General features: G+C 70.0%; 19 protein-coding genes. 5 read left to right on the top strand and 14 right to left on the bottom strand.

Annotated elements, in window-relative coordinates:
* Window positions 1-29 precede the first annotated feature (29 nt).
* Entirely contained in the window at window positions 30-269 is a 240-nt protein-coding gene (purS, locus tag A5700_RS00150; protein WP_068071686.1) for a phosphoribosylformylglycinamidine synthase subunit PurS, read from the top strand.
* The gene (purQ, locus tag A5700_RS00145) at window positions 266-940 is read left to right on the top strand and encodes a phosphoribosylformylglycinamidine synthase subunit PurQ (RefSeq protein ID WP_068071685.1); all 675 of its coding nucleotides are present in this window, start codon (window positions 266-268) and stop codon (window positions 938-940) included. The genes purS and purQ overlap by 4 nt, the downstream gene beginning before the upstream one ends.
* Here the strand turns inward: purQ and A5700_RS00140 are convergent.
* From A5700_RS00140 to A5700_RS00130, 3 genes are all read right to left on the bottom strand, one after another.
* Complete coding sequence (locus A5700_RS00140) at window positions 907-2,322, bottom strand: wax ester/triacylglycerol synthase family O-acyltransferase (RefSeq protein WP_197502876.1); 1,416 nt, start codon at window positions 2,320-2,322, stop codon at window positions 907-909. The genes purQ and A5700_RS00140 overlap by 34 nt on opposite strands.
* A 20-nt stretch (window positions 2,323-2,342) precedes the next feature.
* Complete coding sequence (locus A5700_RS00135; protein WP_068071682.1) at window positions 2,343-3,158, bottom strand: lysophospholipid acyltransferase family protein; 816 nt, start codon at window positions 3,156-3,158, stop codon at window positions 2,343-2,345.
* A 193-nt stretch (window positions 3,159-3,351) separates the two neighbouring features.
* Window positions 3,352-3,819: a YbjN domain-containing protein gene (locus tag A5700_RS00130; RefSeq protein WP_068071680.1), complete on the bottom strand. Its 468-nt coding sequence runs from the start codon at window positions 3,817-3,819 to the stop codon at window positions 3,352-3,354.
* Between the two features lie 206 nt (window positions 3,820-4,025).
* On the opposite strand from A5700_RS00130, the gene A5700_RS00125 reads away from it, so the two are divergent.
* Entirely contained in the window at window positions 4,026-4,424 is a 399-nt protein-coding gene (locus tag A5700_RS00125; protein ID WP_068071678.1) for a VOC family protein, read from the top strand.
* Here A5700_RS00125 and A5700_RS00120 read toward each other — a convergent pair.
* From A5700_RS00120 to A5700_RS00085, 8 genes are all read right to left on the bottom strand, one after another.
* Window positions 4,418-4,885 (bottom strand): cupin domain-containing protein, encoded by a 468-nt coding sequence (locus A5700_RS00120; RefSeq protein ID WP_068071677.1) that lies wholly within the window; start codon window positions 4,883-4,885, stop codon window positions 4,418-4,420. The two genes, A5700_RS00125 and A5700_RS00120, sit on opposite strands and share 7 nt — an antisense overlap.
* A 3-nt stretch (window positions 4,886-4,888) precedes the next feature.
* Window positions 4,889-6,343 (bottom strand): NAD(P)/FAD-dependent oxidoreductase, encoded by a 1,455-nt coding sequence (locus A5700_RS00115; protein ID WP_068071676.1) that lies wholly within the window; start codon window positions 6,341-6,343, stop codon window positions 4,889-4,891.
* A gap of 40 nt (window positions 6,344-6,383) precedes the next feature.
* Window positions 6,384-7,073, bottom strand: a complete 690-nt coding sequence (locus A5700_RS00110; RefSeq protein WP_068071675.1) for a haloacid dehalogenase type II — start codon at window positions 7,071-7,073, stop codon at window positions 6,384-6,386.
* Between the two features lies 1 nt (window position 7,074).
* On the bottom strand, window positions 7,075-7,668 hold the full coding sequence (locus A5700_RS00105; protein ID WP_068071674.1) for a TMEM175 family protein: 594 nt from the start codon (window positions 7,666-7,668) through the stop codon (window positions 7,075-7,077).
* Between the two features lie 32 nt (window positions 7,669-7,700).
* A complete protein-coding gene (locus tag A5700_RS00100) occupies window positions 7,701-8,747 on the bottom strand; it encodes a zinc-binding alcohol dehydrogenase family protein (protein ID WP_068071673.1) in 1,047 nt (348 codons plus the stop codon).
* Window positions 8,748-8,834: 87 nt separating this feature from the next.
* Window positions 8,835-9,509 (bottom strand): TetR/AcrR family transcriptional regulator, encoded by a 675-nt coding sequence (locus tag A5700_RS00095; RefSeq protein ID WP_068071671.1) that lies wholly within the window; start codon window positions 9,507-9,509, stop codon window positions 8,835-8,837.
* 6 nt (window positions 9,510-9,515) lie between these two features.
* Window positions 9,516-10,211, bottom strand: coding sequence for a TetR/AcrR family transcriptional regulator (locus A5700_RS00090; RefSeq protein WP_068071669.1), 696 nt, complete (start codon window positions 10,209-10,211; stop codon window positions 9,516-9,518).
* Window positions 10,212-10,279: 68 nt separating this feature from the next.
* Window positions 10,280-11,152, bottom strand: a complete 873-nt coding sequence (locus A5700_RS00085; protein ID WP_068071667.1) for an alpha/beta fold hydrolase — start codon at window positions 11,150-11,152, stop codon at window positions 10,280-10,282.
* A 214-nt stretch (window positions 11,153-11,366) separates the two neighbouring features.
* Here A5700_RS00085 and A5700_RS00080 point away from each other — a divergent pair, with 214 nt between their 5' ends.
* Window positions 11,367-13,055 (top strand): MOSC and FAD-binding oxidoreductase domain-containing protein, encoded by a 1,689-nt coding sequence (locus A5700_RS00080; RefSeq protein ID WP_068071665.1) that lies wholly within the window; start codon window positions 11,367-11,369, stop codon window positions 13,053-13,055.
* Window positions 13,056-13,059: 4 nt separating this feature from the next.
* Here A5700_RS00080 and A5700_RS00075 read toward each other — a convergent pair whose 3' ends face one another.
* The 3 genes from A5700_RS00075 to A5700_RS00065 all read right to left on the bottom strand — a co-directional run bounded on the left by A5700_RS00075 (window position 13,060) and on the right by A5700_RS00065 (window position 15,678).
* Window positions 13,060-13,800: an SDR family NAD(P)-dependent oxidoreductase gene (locus A5700_RS00075; RefSeq protein ID WP_068071663.1), complete on the bottom strand. Its 741-nt coding sequence runs from the start codon at window positions 13,798-13,800 to the stop codon at window positions 13,060-13,062.
* 73 nt (window positions 13,801-13,873) lie between these two features.
* A complete protein-coding gene (locus A5700_RS00070; RefSeq protein ID WP_068071661.1) occupies window positions 13,874-14,671 on the bottom strand; it encodes a family 1 encapsulin nanocompartment shell protein in 798 nt (265 codons plus the stop codon).
* Window positions 14,668-15,678, bottom strand: coding sequence for a Dyp-type peroxidase (locus A5700_RS00065; RefSeq protein WP_068071659.1), 1,011 nt, complete (start codon window positions 15,676-15,678; stop codon window positions 14,668-14,670). The genes A5700_RS00070 and A5700_RS00065 overlap by 4 nt, the downstream gene beginning before the upstream one ends.
* Before the next feature lie 95 nt (window positions 15,679-15,773).
* Between A5700_RS00065 and A5700_RS00060 the strand changes: the two genes are divergently transcribed.
* Window positions 15,774-17,030: a M18 family aminopeptidase gene (locus A5700_RS00060; protein ID WP_068071657.1), complete on the top strand. Its 1,257-nt coding sequence runs from the start codon at window positions 15,774-15,776 to the stop codon at window positions 17,028-17,030.
* Window positions 17,031-17,106 lie beyond the last annotated feature (76 nt).

Genomic DNA, 17,106 nt, shown 5'->3' with positions numbered 1-17,106 from the left:
GCCGACAGCCTGACTGAGGAGGAGCGCCGGTGGCCCGGGTGATCGTCAACGTGATGCCCAAAGCGGAGATCCTGGACCCGCAGGGTCAGGCCATCGTCGGCGCGCTCGGGCGGCTGGGCCACCCAGGGGTCGCCGAGGTCCGGCAGGGCAAGAGGTTCGAACTGGACGTGGACGACACGGTCGACGACGCGGTGCTGGCCGAGATCGCCGAGACGCTGCTCGCCAACACCGTGATCGAGGACTGGACGATCAGCCGGGAGGCGCAGTGACGACGCGGATCGGCATCATCACCTTCCCCGGCACGCTCGACGACGTGGACGCGGCCCGGGCGGCGCGGCGGGTGGGCGCCGAGGCGGTCAACCTGTGGCACGCCGACGCCGACCTGCGCGGCGTGGACGCCGTGGTGGTGCCCGGCGGCTTCTCCTACGGCGACTACCTGCGCGCCGGCGCCATCGCCCGATTCGCCCCGGTGATGGGCGAGGTGGTGGCCGCCGCGCGGCGCGGGATGCCGGTGCTGGGCATCTGCAACGGGTTTCAGGTGCTGTGCGAGGCGGGGTTGTTACCCGGCGCCCTGACCCGCAACGTCGGCCTGCACTTCCTGTGCCGCGACATGTGGCTGCGGGTGGCGTCCACGTCGACAGCGTGGACGTCGCGGTTCGAGGACGGCGCGGACCTGTTGGTGCCGTTGAAGTCCGGTGAGGGGCGCTACGTGGCCCCGGCGGACGTGCTCGACGAGCTCGAGGGCGAGGGCCGAGTGGTGTTCCGCTACCACGAGAACCCGAACGGATCGCTGAACGACATCGCCGGCATCAGCTCGGCCAACGGCCGCGTCGTCGGGCTGATGCCACATCCGGAGCACGCTATCGAGGCGCTGACCGGCCCGTCGGACGACGGCCTGGGCCTGTTCTACTCTGTCCTCGACTCGGTGCTCGCGGTCTGACCGGAAACGCTTGCGGCGGCGCATAATTCGGCGAACGATTCGCTGATCGCGTCGGTCGCCTCGTGCGGGTCGCGAAAGGTCTGGTCGTCGGTGAGGACCGCCACCCCGAGCCGGTCGACGTAGCTCCACACGGTGATGTTGACCGGGGCGCCCGGCGACAGCACCCCCGTGGAGTAGATCTCGGTGACCGCGGCGCCGCCGAAGTGACCGCGCTCCCGCGGCCCGACGACGCTTGACACCGCGACGTTCATCAGCTTGTTCGGCGCATCCCGCACGCCCAGCCACCGGAACGCGGCCGGGGCGATCGCCGTCGGCAGGTAGGCCATCAGTCGCCCGTAGAGTTCGGGGCCCAGGATCTCGTGGTCCTCCTTGGCGATCGCGGTGGCCAGGGCGACCAGCCGGACGCGCTCGGCCGGGTCGGGCACGTGCACCGGCAGCGAGACGGACAGCCCGGAGATCTCGTTGCCGCTGATCCGGTCGGACTTGTCCGTGGCCGTCGGCACCGAGGCGATGATCGGCCGGTCGGCGGCCCCGTCGTAGGCCAGCAGCAGCTCGCGCAGCGCGCCGGCGACCGTCGCCAGCACCAGGTCGGTCATCGTGATGCCGAGGGCCTTGGCCGCGGCCTTGGCCTGCGGCAGCGGCAAGGGGGTGGTGGCGAAACGGCGCCGTGGCGACACCACGTGGTTCAGAAACGTCGGCGGGGCGGCGAACGCGTCGGCGAGGTCGGGGTGCTCGCCGCGCTCCTTGGACCGGCGGTGCACCCGCACCATCCCCACGGTGGTGTCGCGCAGCAGCCCCGGCAGCCGGGCGAGTTGGCGGGCGTGGTCGCGGGCGGCCGCGCGCAACAGGTCGGCCGTCGACGTCGTGACGCCCGCCTCGTCGTTGTCGCGTTCGTCGGTGGCGCCGTCCTTGAGGTCCATGGCGCGGGCCAGCAGGTTCACCGACGCGACACCGTCGGCGAGCGCGTGGTGGATCTTGCCGATCAGCGCGAACCGGCCGCCGGACAGGCCCTCGGCGAAGTGGAACTCCCACAGCGGGCGGCCGCGGTCCAGCGGGGTCGACGCCACCTCCCCGATGACGCGGTCCAATTCGCGGCGGCCCCCCGGCGCCGGGATCCGCGCCCGCCGCAGGTGGTAATCCAAATCGACCTCGGCGTCCTCCTGCCACATCGGGTGGTGCAGGTGCCAGGGAATGTCAATCAGCTTGTAGCGCAACGGTTCCAACAGGTGCAGGCGGCGACGGACGTGATGGCGGAACGCGTCGAAGCCGAAGTCGCCGGGGCCGTCGGTGGGGTCGATGACCGCGACCTTGAGGGTGTGCGTGTACAGGTTGGGCGTCTCGCTGTAGAGCAGCATCGCGTCCATGCCGTTGAGTCGTCTCACGCGCCACGTCCCCGCCCGAGTCAACCCAGGATGGGCAGCCGGCGCTCGCCGGCCAACCGGTGCAGCGCGGCCGCCATGACGCCCCGCACGTGGGCGTCCACCTCGTCGATGTCGGGGTGCTGGCCGAAGCGGGCGGTCACGTCGATCGGCTCGAGCACCTCGGTCACGATCTTGGCCGGCAGCGGCAGGTTGGGCGGGAAGATGACGCTCAGGCCGAAGGGAACGCCGACGCTGACCGGCAGGATGTCCATGCGTGCCTTGGTCAGGCCCAGCTTGCGGGCCAGCCAATTCCCCCGGGTCAAAAACAGCTGCGTCTCCTGGGCGCCGATCGAGACGGCCGGCACGATGGGCACGCCGGCTTCAATCGCCGTCCTGACGTAGCCGGTGCGGCCGTTGAAGTCGATGGTGTTCGCGCGGAAGGTGGGCCGGTAGGAGTCGTAGTCGCCGCCGGGAAAGACCAGCACGACGGCGCCGGAATGCAATGCTGCAGCGGCGTTTTCCCGGCTCGCCTCGATGACGCCGACCCGCCGCAACCACCCGTCCAGCGGTCCGATGAACAGCCCGTAGTGGCCGAGCGTATACACCGGCCGGTCGTAACCGAAGGCCCGGTAGAACGCGGGGGAGAACACCAGCACGTCCGGCGTCAGCATGCCGCCCGAGTGGTTGGACACCACCAGCGCGCCGCCCGTCGCGGGGACGTTGCGGATGTTGCGGACCTCGGCGCGGTGCCAGCGGCGCACCGCCGGTCCGATGGTCTCGACGATCCGTTGGGTGAAGGCCGGATCCCACTTGGCGGTCTCGTGGTTCGTCGCCGCCTCAGCACCGTTGCCCGTCATGGTTCCCCGCTGTCGTGTTCCTGGCGCAGTGGTTGCCGGTGTGACGCCGGTCTCAAACATCCGCCCCGACGGCATATCTTACTCTTCGATTAAGAGAATGCGATATCCGCGTTGGACCGGGCGCGCAACACGGGGGTCGGGACCGAAAGGGTGCCCGTCACACGGGGATTGGAGCCGCGACCCCGGTGGTGAGTCAGCCGGCGTCGCGCAGCAGCGGCTGGTCGACCCGCGGGGCCTCCTCGGCCGGGCCGGCCTCGCCGAAGAGTTCGGTCGCATCGGCGACGGCGCGGTCCACAAGGCCGGCGAAGTCGTCGAAGGACACGCCCTTGCGGATCCACTGCGACCGGCGGGCCATCACGCCGATGCGCTGCGGGTCGCACGAGCCGTGCACGATCGCCGTCACCTGGCGCTCTTGCCGGTTCCACCTGTCGCACAGGTAGGTCAGCCAGGGCCGGTCGGCCGCGGGAAAGTAGCGGCCGGGGGTGACTCGGATGATCAGCACGTCGTCGTGGGCCGGTGAGATTTCGAGGTGGACGTGCAACGACCCGGGGTGGGTGCGCAGCACGAAGAAATAGTCACCGTCGTGGTGACCGCGGAAATAACGTCGCCCGCGGGTGCGCAGGTAACGTTCGACGAGGTTGGCGCACAGGGGTTCGGTCATGACACCAATGGTGCGGCCGTCGACTTTGGGAACGCTTTGAGTCGGGCCATGGGTCAGCCAAGAATCAGTTGAGAATCAGCTGAGCGGGACACCGACCGGCGTGCGCGCCGGACGGGCACGCGCCGCCGTCGACGGCCGCGGATTATCCTGATGACGAAGGGGATTCGTTCACGGCTGCGTGGGCGCACCGGTCAGGAGGGTCAGCGGTGGCAATCACGGTGGAGCGGTTCGACCACATCGTCATCAACTGCGCGGACGTCGAAACCACCGCGGCGTGGTACGAGCGGGTGCTCGGCATGCGGCGGGAAACGTTCGGCCCCTCGAAGCGGACCGCCCTGCGTTTCGGGCAGCAGAAGATCAACCTGCGCCCGATCGGCGCGCTGGCCGACGACCCCGCCTGGTTCACGGGGGCCGTCGAGGCGGCCGGCTCGGAAGACCTGTGTTTCATCACCACCAGCAGCCCGGACGACGTGCGGGCGCACCTGATCGAGTGCGGCGTGCGGATCGTGTCGGGGCCGGTGACCAAGAGCGGTGCCCTGGGCGACATGACGTCGCACTACTGCCGCGATCCCGACGGTAACCTCGTCGAGATCGCCGTCTACTGAGCGTCCTCGAGCGGATACAGTTCGGGCAAGTTGACCACGATGGCCTCCTGGGTGCTGCGGGCGATCACCACCTCGGCGGGCGTGCTCGGGTCCGGGTTCTCCTCGCGGTGCGGCAGGAACGGCGGGATGAACACGTAGTCCCCGGGCGCGGCGCAGATGCGGACCTCCGCCACGCCGTCGTGAAACACGAAGTGCGGGTTGCCGCTTCGCACGTAGATCGCGGTCTCGGAGTCACCGTGGTGATGGTTGGCCGAGGCGGACCGCGGCGACGCGTGCGTCTCGCCCATCCAGAGCTTCGCCGCGCCGACCGATTGACCGGAGAGCGCCGCGAAGCGCCGCAAGCCCTCCGACTGCGCGGTGTCGGCGCTGATCTCCGACGCCCTGACGTGGCGCACCCGCGTGCGCCCCACCTGCGTCGTGGAGTCGTCGAAGTCGGGGTGGAATCCGTCCGCGGTGGCCATCGCTCAATTATGCGCGGACGCGTCGCGGTAGGCCTCGAGCAGTCTGAGCCACAGTTCGCTGATGGTCGGGAAGCACGGCACGGCGTGCCACAGCCGGTCGACGGGGACCTGGCCGGCGACGGCGATGGTGGCCGAGTGCAGCAACTCGGCGACGCCCGGGCCGACCAGTGTGACGCCGAGCGGGCAACCGCTGTCGAGGTCGACGACCATCCGTGCGCGGCCCGTGTAGCCGTCGGCGTAGAGCTTGGCCCCCGTGACGACGTCACCGATCTCCACGTCGACCACGCGGATGCGGTGACCGGCTCGCTCGGCCTGCTCGGCCGTCAATCCGACGGATGCGGCTTCGGGGTCGGTGAAGAAGGCCTGCGGCACCGCGTGGTGATCGGCGGTGGTGGCGTGCGCACCCCACGGGCGGGTGTCCAGCGGTTCGCCCTTAGCGCGGGCGCCGATGGCCGATCCGGCGATGCGGCCCTGGTATTTGCCCTGATGGGTGAGCAGCGCCCGATGGTTGACGTCCCCCGCGGCGTACAGCCAGCCGTCCTCGACGGCACGCACGCGGCACGCGTCGTCGACGTCGAGCCAGCTGCCCGGCTCCAGCCCGATGGTCTGTAACCCGATGTCGTCGGTCAGGGGAGCGCGGCCGGTGGCGAACAGGATCTCGTCGACCACCAGTCGGCTGCCGTCACTGAGCTCCACCACCACCTCGCCGCCGTCGGTTCGGTGCAACGCACCGACCGAGACGCCGACGCGCACGTCGACACCGGCGTCGGCGAGGCCGCGGTGGATCATCTCTCCGACGAACGGCTCCAGTCGCGGCAACAACCCCGAGCCACGCGACAGCAGAGTCACCTCGGCGCCCAGACCGCGCCACGCCGTGGCCATTTCGACACCGACGCCGCCGGCACCGACGACGGCGAGCCGGCGCGGAACGGCACTGCTGTCCGTCGCGCGCCGGTTGGTCCACGGGTGCGCCTCCTTAATGCCGGGCACGTCGGGAAGCACTGCCCGGCTGCCTGTGCAGATCACGACCGCGTGGCGGGCCGCCAAGGTCAGCCGCGCGCCGCCGGGCGCCTCGACGGCGACCCGTCGCGGGCCGGTCAACCGGCCGTGGCCCCGGACGAGGGTCGCGCCGATGTTCTCGAGCCAGTCGGCCTGGCCGGTGTCGTCCCAATCGGTGACGTAACGATCCCGCCGGCCGAAGACCCCGGCCGCATCGAGGTGACCGCTCACGGCCTCGCGAGCGCCGTCGACGCGGCGCGTGTCCGCGAGCGCGATGACGGGGCGCAGCAACGCTTTGCTGGGCACGCACGCCCAGTAGGAGCATTCGCCGCCGACGAGCTCCCGCTCCACCACGGCCACGCGCAGGTCCGCGGCGCGGGCGCGTTCGGCCGCGTTCTGCCCAATGGGTCCGGCGCCGAGGATCACGACGTCGTACTCGTCATCAATGTCTGCTGGCATGTCTGCTGGCATCGCCACGTTCCTGTCGGTGATTACGGGGTCACTGTGTTCGCGTGTCGACGAGACGGTGCGCCAATTCGCGGATGTCGCCGACCACCAGGCTCGGCTGCGCCAGCCCGTCGACCGACAGCGGCGGATTGCCCGGCCGGGTGATCAGGGCCGAGCTGTAACCGACGTGCTGGGCGCCGAGCACGTCCCACACGTGCGCCGCCACCATCATGCACTCGCCCGGCGCGACGCCGAGTGTGTCGCAGACGTAGCGGTACACCACCGGGGCGGGCTTGAAGGCGCGGCATGCGTCGACGCTCAGCTGGTGCTCGAAGAATTCACCCAGGCCGGAATGTTGCAGGGCCGTCGGCCCGTCGGGGTTGGGCGGCGAATTGGTGAGCGTTATCAGTCGAAAACCGTTGTCGCGCAGCAATCTAAGCCCATCTGCGACATCGGGGTGCGCGGGCATCGTGAGCAGACCGGTCTTCAGCCGGCGCTGGTCGTCATCGCCGAGGCTCACCGAGTGGGCGGCGCCCACCATGCGTAGCACGCCTTGGGCGAGGGTGGCGAAATCCACGTAGTTCTGTGTAAACGTCGCGGTCATCGAGTACATGACCAGCTGGGCGAACCACTCGCGCAGCACGCGTTCGTCGCCGAACCATTCGCCGAAAAGTGGTGCCAGCGAGCCGATGTCGAGCAGCGTCTCGTTGACGTCGAATACCAGGATGGACGGGGCGGCCATGTCAGGGACGAACCTCCTTCGGCTCCGGCACGTCCGGCCGGAGATACCCCGCCAGGCACAGGGCAATCAGCGCCATCCCGGCAGCAGGCCAGCGCAGCGCGACGACCGCCGCGGCCGCGAAGATCCCGACCGTGAGGAAGGACCGCATCCGCAGCAGCCGGCGCATGCGCTGCGTCACGTCGTCGTGGGCCGGGCGATCCACGACCTCCTGGCACAGCGCGAGGTAGGTGATGTTGACGAGCACGAACACCGACGCGTACAGGGCCACCGGCGCGGCGGCCAGCCGGCTGTCGGCGATCCACTCGGTCGTGAACGGAATCAGCGACACCGAGAACAGGTGCGCGAAATTGGACCACACGAGCCGCGGCGTGGCCTGCTGCGCGTAGCCGAACAGGTGGTGATGGTTCACCCACACGATCGCGATGAACAGGTAGCTGACGACATAGCTGACGCCCGTGGGCCATTCGGGCAACAGGGCGCTGAAGGTGAACGTCTTCGGCGGCTTGAGCTCCAGCACCAGGATCGTGATGAGGACAGCGAAGACGCCGTCGGAGAAGGCGCCCAACCGGTCCGGGCTGGCCCTGCGTACCGCCATGCCTGCCTCCCCGGCGCGTTCACGTCTGGGCGTCACTGCACCACGACGACCATCTTGCCGTCGGCCTCTCCGGCCTCCATGACCCGGTGGGCCTCGTGGATCTGGTCGAAGGAGAAGACGCGGGACGGCGTCGCGTCGATACGGCCCTGCGCGACCTGGCCGGCGATGTCTTGCAGGGGCACGTCCGAGAGCGGGAAGCCCGGGGTGCCGAAGACGAAGCTGCCGAAGAAGTTCCAATTCACCCCGCTGGGCATGCGCAGCAGCGGGTTGAACCCGTCGATCGGCTGCAGGCCGCCCAGCCAGCCCGCCAAGCAGGCCGTGCCGCCGCGACGCAGCATGTCCAGGGAGTCGAGAATGGTGGAGTTGCCGACGAGGTCCAGGACCGCGTCGACCTGTTTGGTTTCGGCGAGGTGCGCGGCCAGGTCGCGCCGCTCCAGCTCCACCCGGGCGGCGCCCAGCGCCTCGAGCGCCGCGAAGCGGTCGCGACTGCGCGCGGTGGCGATGACGCGTGCGCCCGCCGCTACCGCCATCTTCAGCGCGGCCCGACCGAACGACGATGTCGCGCCGCGCAATACGAGCGTCTGCCCGGATTTCAGATCGAGGTTGCGGAACAGGCAGGTCCAGGCGACGGCGTAGGTCTCGGGCAGCGCCGCGAGGTGCGCCCACCCGAGATCGGAGTCGATGCGGGCGACGTTCGCCGCGCGGACGCGGGTGTACTGCGCGTAGCTGCCGTTGATGGTGCGTCCCAGACCGCCCATCAGGGCCGCGACCTTGGCGCCCTCGGGAAACTCGCCTCCCGGGCACGAGTCGACGACGCCGACGCATTCGATGCCGCTGACCTCCGCGGCCTCAGCCCACTCACCCCTGCGCATGTGTAGCTCGGCGTGGTTGAGGCCGAACGCCCGCACCTCAATGACCACTTCGCCAACCCTGGGCAACGGCTTGGGGATCTCGGTGTACACCAAGCGGTCAAGGCCGCCGAACCCGGTCAACACGATCGCGCGCATCGTTGGGCCGCCGGGCTTTTCGCGTACCACCGCGGGCGCGGTCGGCAGCCGGGGGGAATCGGTGACGGACACGGCGCTCCCACTTCCTGGGCGGATCGGCGTTCTGGGCCAGGCAACCCATTATTGGTCTCGGGGGCTCGGATGTCCAGCCCGCCGCCGTCAGGAGCGGGCGCGCCGCGGGCGGGGTCGCCCGGTCAGGGGGCGCGTCGGCGGCGCGAAGGACCGCACGTACTCGACGCCGGCGGTGACGGCCGCGCGCAACGGTTCGGCATCCCCGGTGACGTAGGTGAGCATGGCGCCGCCCTGGTGGGCGATCACCAGCGACACGGCCAGATGCCGAGGGTCCGCCTCCGGACGCAGGTCACCGCGGTCCCGCATGGCGGTCAGGCCGGTGCGCAGGAGCTCGATCCACTGGTCGTAACCGGCGGACAGGTCGCGATGGATGTCGTCGTCGCCTTCGATCAGCTCGCCGGCCAACGAGCCGTACACGCAGCCGCCGACGCGGTACACGGTGTCGATGTCGGCCACGCACGCGTCCGCCCACGCCTGGAGGGCGTCGAAGTCGTCGAGCCCGCCGAGTCGCGGCTGCGTGTGGAAGGCCCGCAAGTCGTGGTGGCGGGCGCCTATCACGTGACGGGTCAGCTCCCGTTTGTCGCGGAAGTAGTGCGCGATCTGCGACCCGCCCACCCCCGCCGCGCGCCGCACCTGATCGATGCTGGTGTTGGCGACGCCCCGCTCGAAGATCAAGCGCGCCGCGGCGTCGACGATGCGGCGGCGCGTCGCCAGCCCCTTCACGGTGAGGGACGAGGGGTGGGTTGTGTCGTCTTCGGGCACGGACGATCAGCCGGCGGCGGCGGGCGGGCGCCGCCCGCGGGGCCGGCGCGGTGGGCGGGGGACGCGCTCCTCGGGATCGGCGGCGAACATGCGCAGATAGTTGACCGCGAACCGGGTCGCGTCGGCGTGCGGCCAGTCCTGTCGATAGGTGAACGTCAACGTGCCACCGCCCTGATGCGCACCGACGATCACCAAAGCCAAGCGCCGCGGATCGGCCTGCGGCAACAGCACACCGGCGTCCTGCATGTGCGCAATGGCGTTCTGCAGCAACGTGATCCACTGCTGGTAGCCGTCCGACAGGGCCGCGCGGACGTCGGCGTCCGACTTCGCCAGCTGGGCGGCCAGCGCGTGATAGGTCGGCGTGCCGTGGTAACCGATACGGCGCAGGTAGCGCATGTTCAAGTCGATCCACCGCTCGAAGTCGTCGAACGAACGCAGCCCCCGCAGCCGAGGCTGGCGGTGGAAGTCCAGCACCACCCCGATCTGGCGTCGGATCACCGCGCGGATCAACGCGTTCTTGTCGGCGAAGTAGTGGGCCAGCTGGGAGCCGCTGACCGACGCCGCGCGCCGCACGGCTTCGAGGTTGGCCGCCGACAGGCCCTCGGTGACGATCAGCTGCGCGGCGGCCTGCACGATGCGGTCCCGGGTGGCGCGCCCCTTGGCGGTCAACCGTTGTTCGCACTGAACATCGGGATGGGCCATCGCCCCAGGTTAGCTGGCGGCCGCGCCCGGCCAGCGCATCCGCAGTCAAGCCCGCGCGCCGGTGTCGATCACGGCACCGGGATGTGGTTGCCCAGGAAGCGGCGGATCAGTTCGGTGACCTCGTCGGAGGCGGACTCCAACAGGAAGTGGCCCCCGTCGAGCAGGTGAATCTCGGCGTCCGGCAGGTCGTCGGCGAACGCCGTGGCACCGGCCGGCCCGAAGATCTGGTCGCCACGGCCCCACACCGCCAACAGTGGCACCCGGCTCGCGCGGAAGTAGTCGTGCAGCCGCGGGTACAGCGGCGCGTTGGTGGCGTAGTCGCGAAACAACTTCAGCTGCACCAGGTCGTTGCCCGGGCGCGAGATCAGGGCGTAGTCGTGCAGCCAGGACTCCGGGTCCACCAGCGTTTCATCCGGCACGCCGGTGAGGTACTGCCAGCGCGTGGCGTCCAGGGTGAGGAACTGCCGCACCGCCGCTTCGGTCTCGGGGCTCTGGTCATCCTGATAGGCCCACACGGTCTTCCAGAAGCTTTCGACGAATCCCGCGTCGTACCCGTTGCCGTTCTGGGTGACGATGGCGGTGATCGCCGCCGGGTCGCGCAACGCCAGCCGCCACCCGATCGGCGCGCCGTAGTCCTGCACGTACATGGCGTACCGCTGCACGCCGAGCGTGTCGAGCAGCCCGGCCGTCAGCTCGGTCAGCCCGTCGAAGGTGTAATCGAAGGCTTCGACCGGCGGGGCGTCGGAAAGGCCGAAGCCGAGGTGATCCGGCGCGATCACGTGGTAGCGATCGGCAAGGGCGGGCAGCAGGTCGCGAAACATGTAGGAACTGGTGGGAAATCCGTGCAGCAGCACCACGGCGGGCGCCGCGGCGTCACCCGCTTCCCGGAAGAACAGCCGATGGCCGTCGACGGTCGTGTAGCGATGATGAACAGCCGGCATGACGCCCCTTATTTTTGGGATGACTGACCCATTATGCACGCGGATGCCTGTGGGCGACAGCCCCAGATCCGGCCGAAGGCAGCGGTTGCCGCCCGCATCGCGCAGGCCTAATGTGGGCCGCGCAGCGCAGCTTCGCTCGCTCGAGTGACGGTGCCGCCGCGTTGCGGCGGTGGCAACGGCCCGGCTGGGCTCCGGATCAGGTCGAGGTGACGCGGTGAGCAAGCTGTTGTCGGTGAACGTGGGCAAGCCTAAAAACGTTGCGTGGCATGGCAAAAACGTCTTCACCGGCATCTGGAAGACACCGGTGCAGGGGCCGGTGATGGTGCGCCGCCTCAACATCGACGGCGACGGGCAGGGCGATCTGGCCGGCCACGGCGGGGAACAGCGCGCGGTGATGGTCTACCAGAGTGAGTCCTACGACTTCTGGAAAAACTACCTGGGCCGCGACGACCTGGCGCCAGGCCATTTCGGGGAGAATTTCACCGTTACCGGCCTGCCCGACGACGAGGTGTGCATCGGCGACCGGTATCGCATCGGCGAGGCGGAATTCGAGGTCACCCAGCCGCGCGTCACCTGCTTCCGGGTCGGGCTGCGCCTGGGTGCCCCCGAGATGCCTAATCTCCTTGTGGCGCAACATCGCCCGGGATTCTACCTCCGAGTCATCACCGAGGGTCACGTGCGGGCCGGCGATGACATCGTGCGGACCCGTCGCGGGCGCCACGAACAGAGCGTCGCCGCCGTCGACGCGCTGCTCTACCTGCCCGGCGGTGACCGCGCGCGGCTGCGCGAGGTCGTCGACATCCCGGCGCTGAGCCCGGGCTGGCAACAATCCTTCCGCGACATGCTGGCCCGGCAGGACGCGGCGCCCGCCGCACCCGCGCCGGCGTGGACCGGTTTTCGCCCCCTGCGCATAACGGCGATACACCGGGAGAGCCCCGACGTCGTGTCGTTTCGGCTGGCGGCCGACGACCACGGCGCGCTTCCGGCGGCGCTGCCCGGCCAGTACCTGACCCTCAGGGTGCCCGGGGCGGCTGAGCCGGCGCCCCTGCGCAGCTACTCGCTGTCCGGTGACCCGCAGGACTACCGCATCAGTGTCAAGCGCGAGGACCGCGGTGTGGTGAGCCGCTGGCTACACACCCACGCCCAGCCCGGATCGGTACTCGAGGCCGCCGCCCCGCGGGGCAACTTCCATCTGGCCGACGGCAGCGGGCCCGTGGTTCTGATCTCGGCGGGGATCGGCATCACCCCGGTGCTGGCGATGCTGCGTGCGCTGTCGGCGGCCGGCAGTGACCGCGCGCTGTGGTGGTTGCACGTTACGCGCAACCGCCAGACCCAAGCCTTCGCCGACGAGGTCGCCGCACTCATCGCGACGCTGCCGCATGCCGTGCAGCGGGTGTTCTTCACCGAGGCCGACGGGCGCCCGGACCCCCGGGTGATCGAGTCACTCGGCCTACCTGCCGAGGCCGCCGCATACGTCTGCGGCCCAACCGGATTCATGATCGACGTCCGCGCCGCGCTGATCGCCGCCGGCCTGCAGGACTCCAGCATTCACACCGAACTTTTCGGCGCCCTGCCACCGGTCAACCCCGGCGTCGTCGACGCCGCGCCGCGCACGCCGCCCCACCCGCCGGCCGGAGCGCCGGGGACTGGCCCGTCGGTCACCTTCGCCCGCAGCGGCCTCACCGTCAACTGGTCCGCCGGTTACGGCACCATCCTGGAATTCGCCGAGGCGTGCGACGTGCCGACCCGGTTCTCCTGCCGCAGCGGCGTATGCCACGTGTGCGAGACGGGCGTCGTGGCCGGTGCCACCACCTATGTGCAGCCGCCGCTGCAGCCGCCGGACGCAGGGACCGTCCTGATCTGCTCGGCCGCCCCGGCCGGTGACCTGGTGTTGGACCTGTAGACCGTCACGCGGCGATCGAGCGTTGCCCACCGGTGGCGTGCAGCACCGCGCCGTTGACATAGCTGGCGTCGGGCGAGGCGAGAAACGCTGCGGCCTTGGCGATCTCGGCCGGATCCGCCGGGCGTCCCAATGTCGTACTGGCGGCCACGGACTGCAGCAGCCCGGGGACGACCGCCACACCGGGCGTGTCGGTCGGCCCGACCGCGACGGCGTTCACCCGCACCCCCGTGCCGCCGAATTCGTCCGCCCAGACGCGCGTCAGCTGTTCCACGGCGGCCTTGCTGGCGCCGTAGATGCCGGCCCCCGCGCCCGCCACCGACGCCACGACCGTGCTGATGTTGACGACGGTGCCGCCGCCACGCTCGACCATGCCCGGCACCAGCTGCTGAACCAGGATGTAGGGGGCGCGCACGTTGATGTTGAAGTGCTCGTCGAACGTCGCGTCGTCGGTCTCGGTAGTCGCGCCGAATTCGTAGATGCCGGCGTTGTTGATCAGGATGTCGACCGGGCCGGCCTCGCTGGCCAACCTGCGTACGTCGTCGGCATCATTGAGGTCGGCGGCGACGAAACGCGCTGTGCTGCCAGCGTTTTCGATGTCGCGGACGGTTTTCGCGCCGCGCTCGGCGCTGCGTCCGTGAACCACGATTTCGGCGCCGCGAGCCGCCAGTTCCCTTGCGATCGCGTATCCGATTCCCGAAGTGGCGCCGGTCACCAGAGCGGTGGCACCGGCCAGGGTCTCTGCCATCGAAAGCCTGCCTTCAGCGAGTGAGGTTCGATCAATTACCCCACGCTCAGCAGCGGCCCGGCGGCGTTTATTCCTAGGGGTTGAGCGGGACGGCGGCCTCCGCGGTGTAGCACAGGAAGGTCAGCGTCTCTTGCAGATACAGCTGCACCGTGTCGGCGTCGTGGCTGGTGTAGCCGATCGACACGTCGGTCCCCAGCTGCAGGTCGAAGTCGCCGCCGCGGGTGGTCAGCACGAAGGCGCCGTCGATGGCCGGCGCCCAGATGATGTCGCCGGGAACCAGGCGGTCGATGTGTTCGAGGATCGGATAACCGTGCTCGGTGGTCTCGCTGACTTTGGTGTACACGTCGGCCGAGAGCAGCACGGAGTACGGGCCGTCGACACCGGCGAGGCGCAACTCGGAGATCGCCTGGGTGATGACGTCGGGAATCTCGCGAGGGTCGGCCGGCAGGGTCAGCGACTTGTTCGAGCTGGCCGAGCGGATGCCTTCGATGGACGCCGCGGCGTAGCCCTCGAAGATGGCCCGGTCTTCGACGAACGCCAGCTTTTTCGCGGCGTCCTTCACCGGATCCCAGTCGGCGTCTTGCGCGCCGCGCTCCACATTGTCGATCTCGGTCCGCGACAACGTGAACGGAACCCGAAGCCGCACAAGCGGTTTGCTGGCCCGCAGCTGCGCGACCACGCCCTCGGTGGGTGCTTGGACGTCCACCAGCCGACCGGTGCTGACCGCCGCGGTGACCGGCCCGCCGGGTTCGCTGACGTCGACGACGCGTCGCCCGGCGATGTGCCGCTTGAACGTTCGCGTCGCCTCTTCCTCGATCTCGTCCCAGGCGGCGTCGGTGACCGGTGCCAGTTCGCGGTACAGGTTGTTCATGACGGGGATCCTTTCAGGCTGCCGATCGACAGTGAGCCATCCGGGGCAGCGGCTGGTGCTGTCGCCGGCGGGACGGGCAGGGGCGGCGGGTCGTCGAGGAAATCGACGGTGGGGGAGAAGAACAGCCCGCCGGTGACGGCGGTGGAGAATTCGAGGATGCGGTCGGTGTTGCCGGGCGGGTCGCCGAGGAACATGTTCTCGAGCATGCGCTCGGTCACCGTGGGGGTGCGCGAGTAACCGATGAAGTAGGTGCCGTACTCGCTTTTGCCGAGCTCGCCGAACGGCATGTTGTGCCGCACGATCTTGAGCTCGGCGCCGGTGTCGTCTTCGATCACGTTGAGCGCGATGTGCGAGTTCGGGGGTTTGGTCTCGTCGTCGAGCTCGAGGTTTTCCAGCTTGGTGCGGCCGATCACGAGTTCCTGTTCGTTGACCGACAACGAATTCCACCCGGTCATGTCGTGCACGTACTTCTGCACGTGGACGTAGCAGGAGCCGGCGAACTCGGGGTCTTCGTCGCCGATGGCGGTGGCGCTGACCGCCAGCGGGCCGTCGGGGTTCTCGGTGCCGTCGACGAAGCCGAGCAGGTCGCGGTTGTCGAAGTAGCGAAAGCCGTGGACCTCGTCGACGACGGTGACCGCGCCGGCCATCGACCGCAAGATCCGGTCGGCCAGTTCGAAGCAGACGTCCAGGCTCTCGGCGCGGATGTGGAACAGAAGGTCCCCGGGAGTCGCGGGCGCGGTGTGTCGCGGGCCCTTGAGCTCGACGAATCGGTGCAATTGGGCGGGGCGCGGCCCGGAGAACAAGCGGTCCCAGGCGTCGGAACCGATCGACGCGATCGCGGACAGCCGTTTGGGGGGTTCGCGGAAACCGATGGAACGCACCAGCCCGGACACGTCGGGCAGGGCGTCGTGCACGGTCGCCTCGCCGCCGTCGTTGATGGTCAGCACCACGAAGATGGCCGCAGGCGTGAGCGGCTCGAGGATGGGTTGGGGCTGCACCGAAGGCACATGGGCGACCCTAGCGTGGCGACGGTGAGCGCCGAAAGCGGCGCGAGCGTCCAGCCGCCGCGCAGGCGGCCGCGTCGACCGGCGATGATGGTTCCATGCCGGCCAGCGCTGCAGGACTCTGCGCATTCATCGACGCGTCGCCGTCGCCGTTTCACGTGTGCGCCACCGTGGCGGCCCGGCTGACCGAGGCCGGCTACACCGAACTCAGCGAAACCGACCGGTGGCCCACCGAACCGGGCCGCTACTTCGTCGTGCGCGCGGGCTCGCTGATCGCGTGGAATTCCGCCGGCCCCGCCGGCCCGTTTCGCATCGTCGGCGCCCACACCGACAGCCCCAACCTGCGCGTCAAGCAGCACCCGGATCGGTGGGTCGCCGGTTGGCGGGTGGTCGCGCTGGAGCCCTACGGCGGCGCGTGGCTCAACTCGTGGCTGGACCGCGACCTCGGGCTGAGCGGCCGGCTGTCGGTGCGCGCCGGCGCCCGCGTCGAGCACCGCGTGGTGCGGATCGACGAGCCCCTGCTGCGGGTGCCGCAGCTGGCCATCCACCTGGCCGAGGACCGCAGATCGCTCACGCTGGACCCGCAGCGCCACGTCAACGCGGTGTGGGGCGCCGGCGGCACGCAGCAGCCCTTCGTCGACCACGTCGCGCGGCGCGCCGGGGTGGCGCCGGGCGACGTGCTGTCCGCCGACCTGATGACCCACGACCTGACGCCGTCGGCGGTGATCGGCGCCGACGCCGACCTGCTGAGCGCGCCGCGGCTGGACAACCAGGCCAGCTGCTATGCGGGCCTGGAGGCTCTGCTGGACGCCGAGCCGGCGGGCTACGTGCCCGTGCTGGTCCTCTTCGACCACGAGGAGGTGGGTTCCACCTCCGACCACGGTGCGCAGTCCGATCTGCTCGGCACGGTGCTGGAGCGGATCGTGCTCGCGCGCGGCGGCGACCGGGAGGACTTCCTGCGCTCGCTGCCCGACTCGCTGCTGGCCTCGGCGGACATGGCCCACGCCACCCACCCGAACTATCCGGAGCGCCACGAGCCCGGTCACCTGATCGAGGTCAACGCCGGGCCGGTCCTCAAGGTGCACCCGAACCTGCGGTACGCCACCGACGGGCGCACCGCCGCGGCCTTCGCGCTGGCCTGCGAGCAGGCCGGCGTGGCCCTGCAGCGTTACGAGCACCGCGCCGATCTGCCCTGCGGTTCGACCATCGGGCCGTTGGCGTCGGCGCGCACCGGCATCCCCACCGTGGACGTCGGCGCCCCGCAGCTGGCCATGCACTCCGCCCGCGAGTTGATGGGCGCGCGCGACGTCACGGCCTACGCGGCCGCGATGCGGGCGTTCCTCGCGCCGGCCTGACGCGCGGGCGGACGCGCCGGGCCGCGCCACCCTAGACTGTGAGCCGTGACTGTGTCCGGGACGAGCGCGCCCACCC

This window comes from Mycobacterium sp. E1214, assembly GCF_001666755.1.
GTDB lineage: Bacteria > Actinomycetota > Actinomycetes > Mycobacteriales > Mycobacteriaceae > Mycobacterium.
Note: the sequence above shows the minus strand (reverse complement) of the source record. Positions and strands in the feature narration are given on the sequence as shown.

Excerpts from the sequence above, each read along its gene's own strand:
- A5700_RS00135 (WP_068071682.1), bottom strand. The coding sequence starts at position 3,158 with ATGACGGGCAACGGTGCTGAGGCGGCGACGAACCACGAGACCGCCAAG.
- A5700_RS00130 (WP_068071680.1), bottom strand. The coding sequence starts at position 3,819 with ATGACCGAACCCCTGTGCGCCAACCTCGTCGAACGTTACCTGCGCACC.
- A5700_RS00120 (WP_068071677.1), bottom strand. The coding sequence starts at position 4,885 with ATGGCCACCGCGGACGGATTCCACCCCGACTTCGACGACTCCACGACG.
- A5700_RS00115 (WP_068071676.1), bottom strand. The coding sequence starts at position 6,343 with ATGCCAGCAGACATTGATGACGAGTACGACGTCGTGATCCTCGGCGCC.
- A5700_RS00110 (WP_068071675.1), bottom strand. The coding sequence starts at position 7,073 with ATGGCCGCCCCGTCCATCCTGGTATTCGACGTCAACGAGACGCTGCTC.
- A5700_RS00105 (WP_068071674.1), bottom strand. The coding sequence starts at position 7,668 with ATGGCGGTACGCAGGGCCAGCCCGGACCGGTTGGGCGCCTTCTCCGAC.
- A5700_RS00090 (WP_068071669.1), bottom strand. The coding sequence starts at position 10,211 with ATGGCCCATCCCGATGTTCAGTGCGAACAACGGTTGACCGCCAAGGGG.
- A5700_RS00085 (WP_068071667.1), bottom strand. The coding sequence starts at position 11,152 with ATGCCGGCTGTTCATCATCGCTACACGACCGTCGACGGCCATCGGCTG.
- A5700_RS00075 (WP_068071663.1), bottom strand. The coding sequence starts at position 13,800 with ATGGCAGAGACCCTGGCCGGTGCCACCGCTCTGGTGACCGGCGCCACT.
- A5700_RS00070 (WP_068071661.1), bottom strand. The coding sequence starts at position 14,671 with ATGAACAACCTGTACCGCGAACTGGCACCGGTCACCGACGCCGCCTGG.
- A5700_RS00060 (WP_068071657.1), top strand. The coding sequence starts at position 15,774 with ATGCCGGCCAGCGCTGCAGGACTCTGCGCATTCATCGACGCGTCGCCG.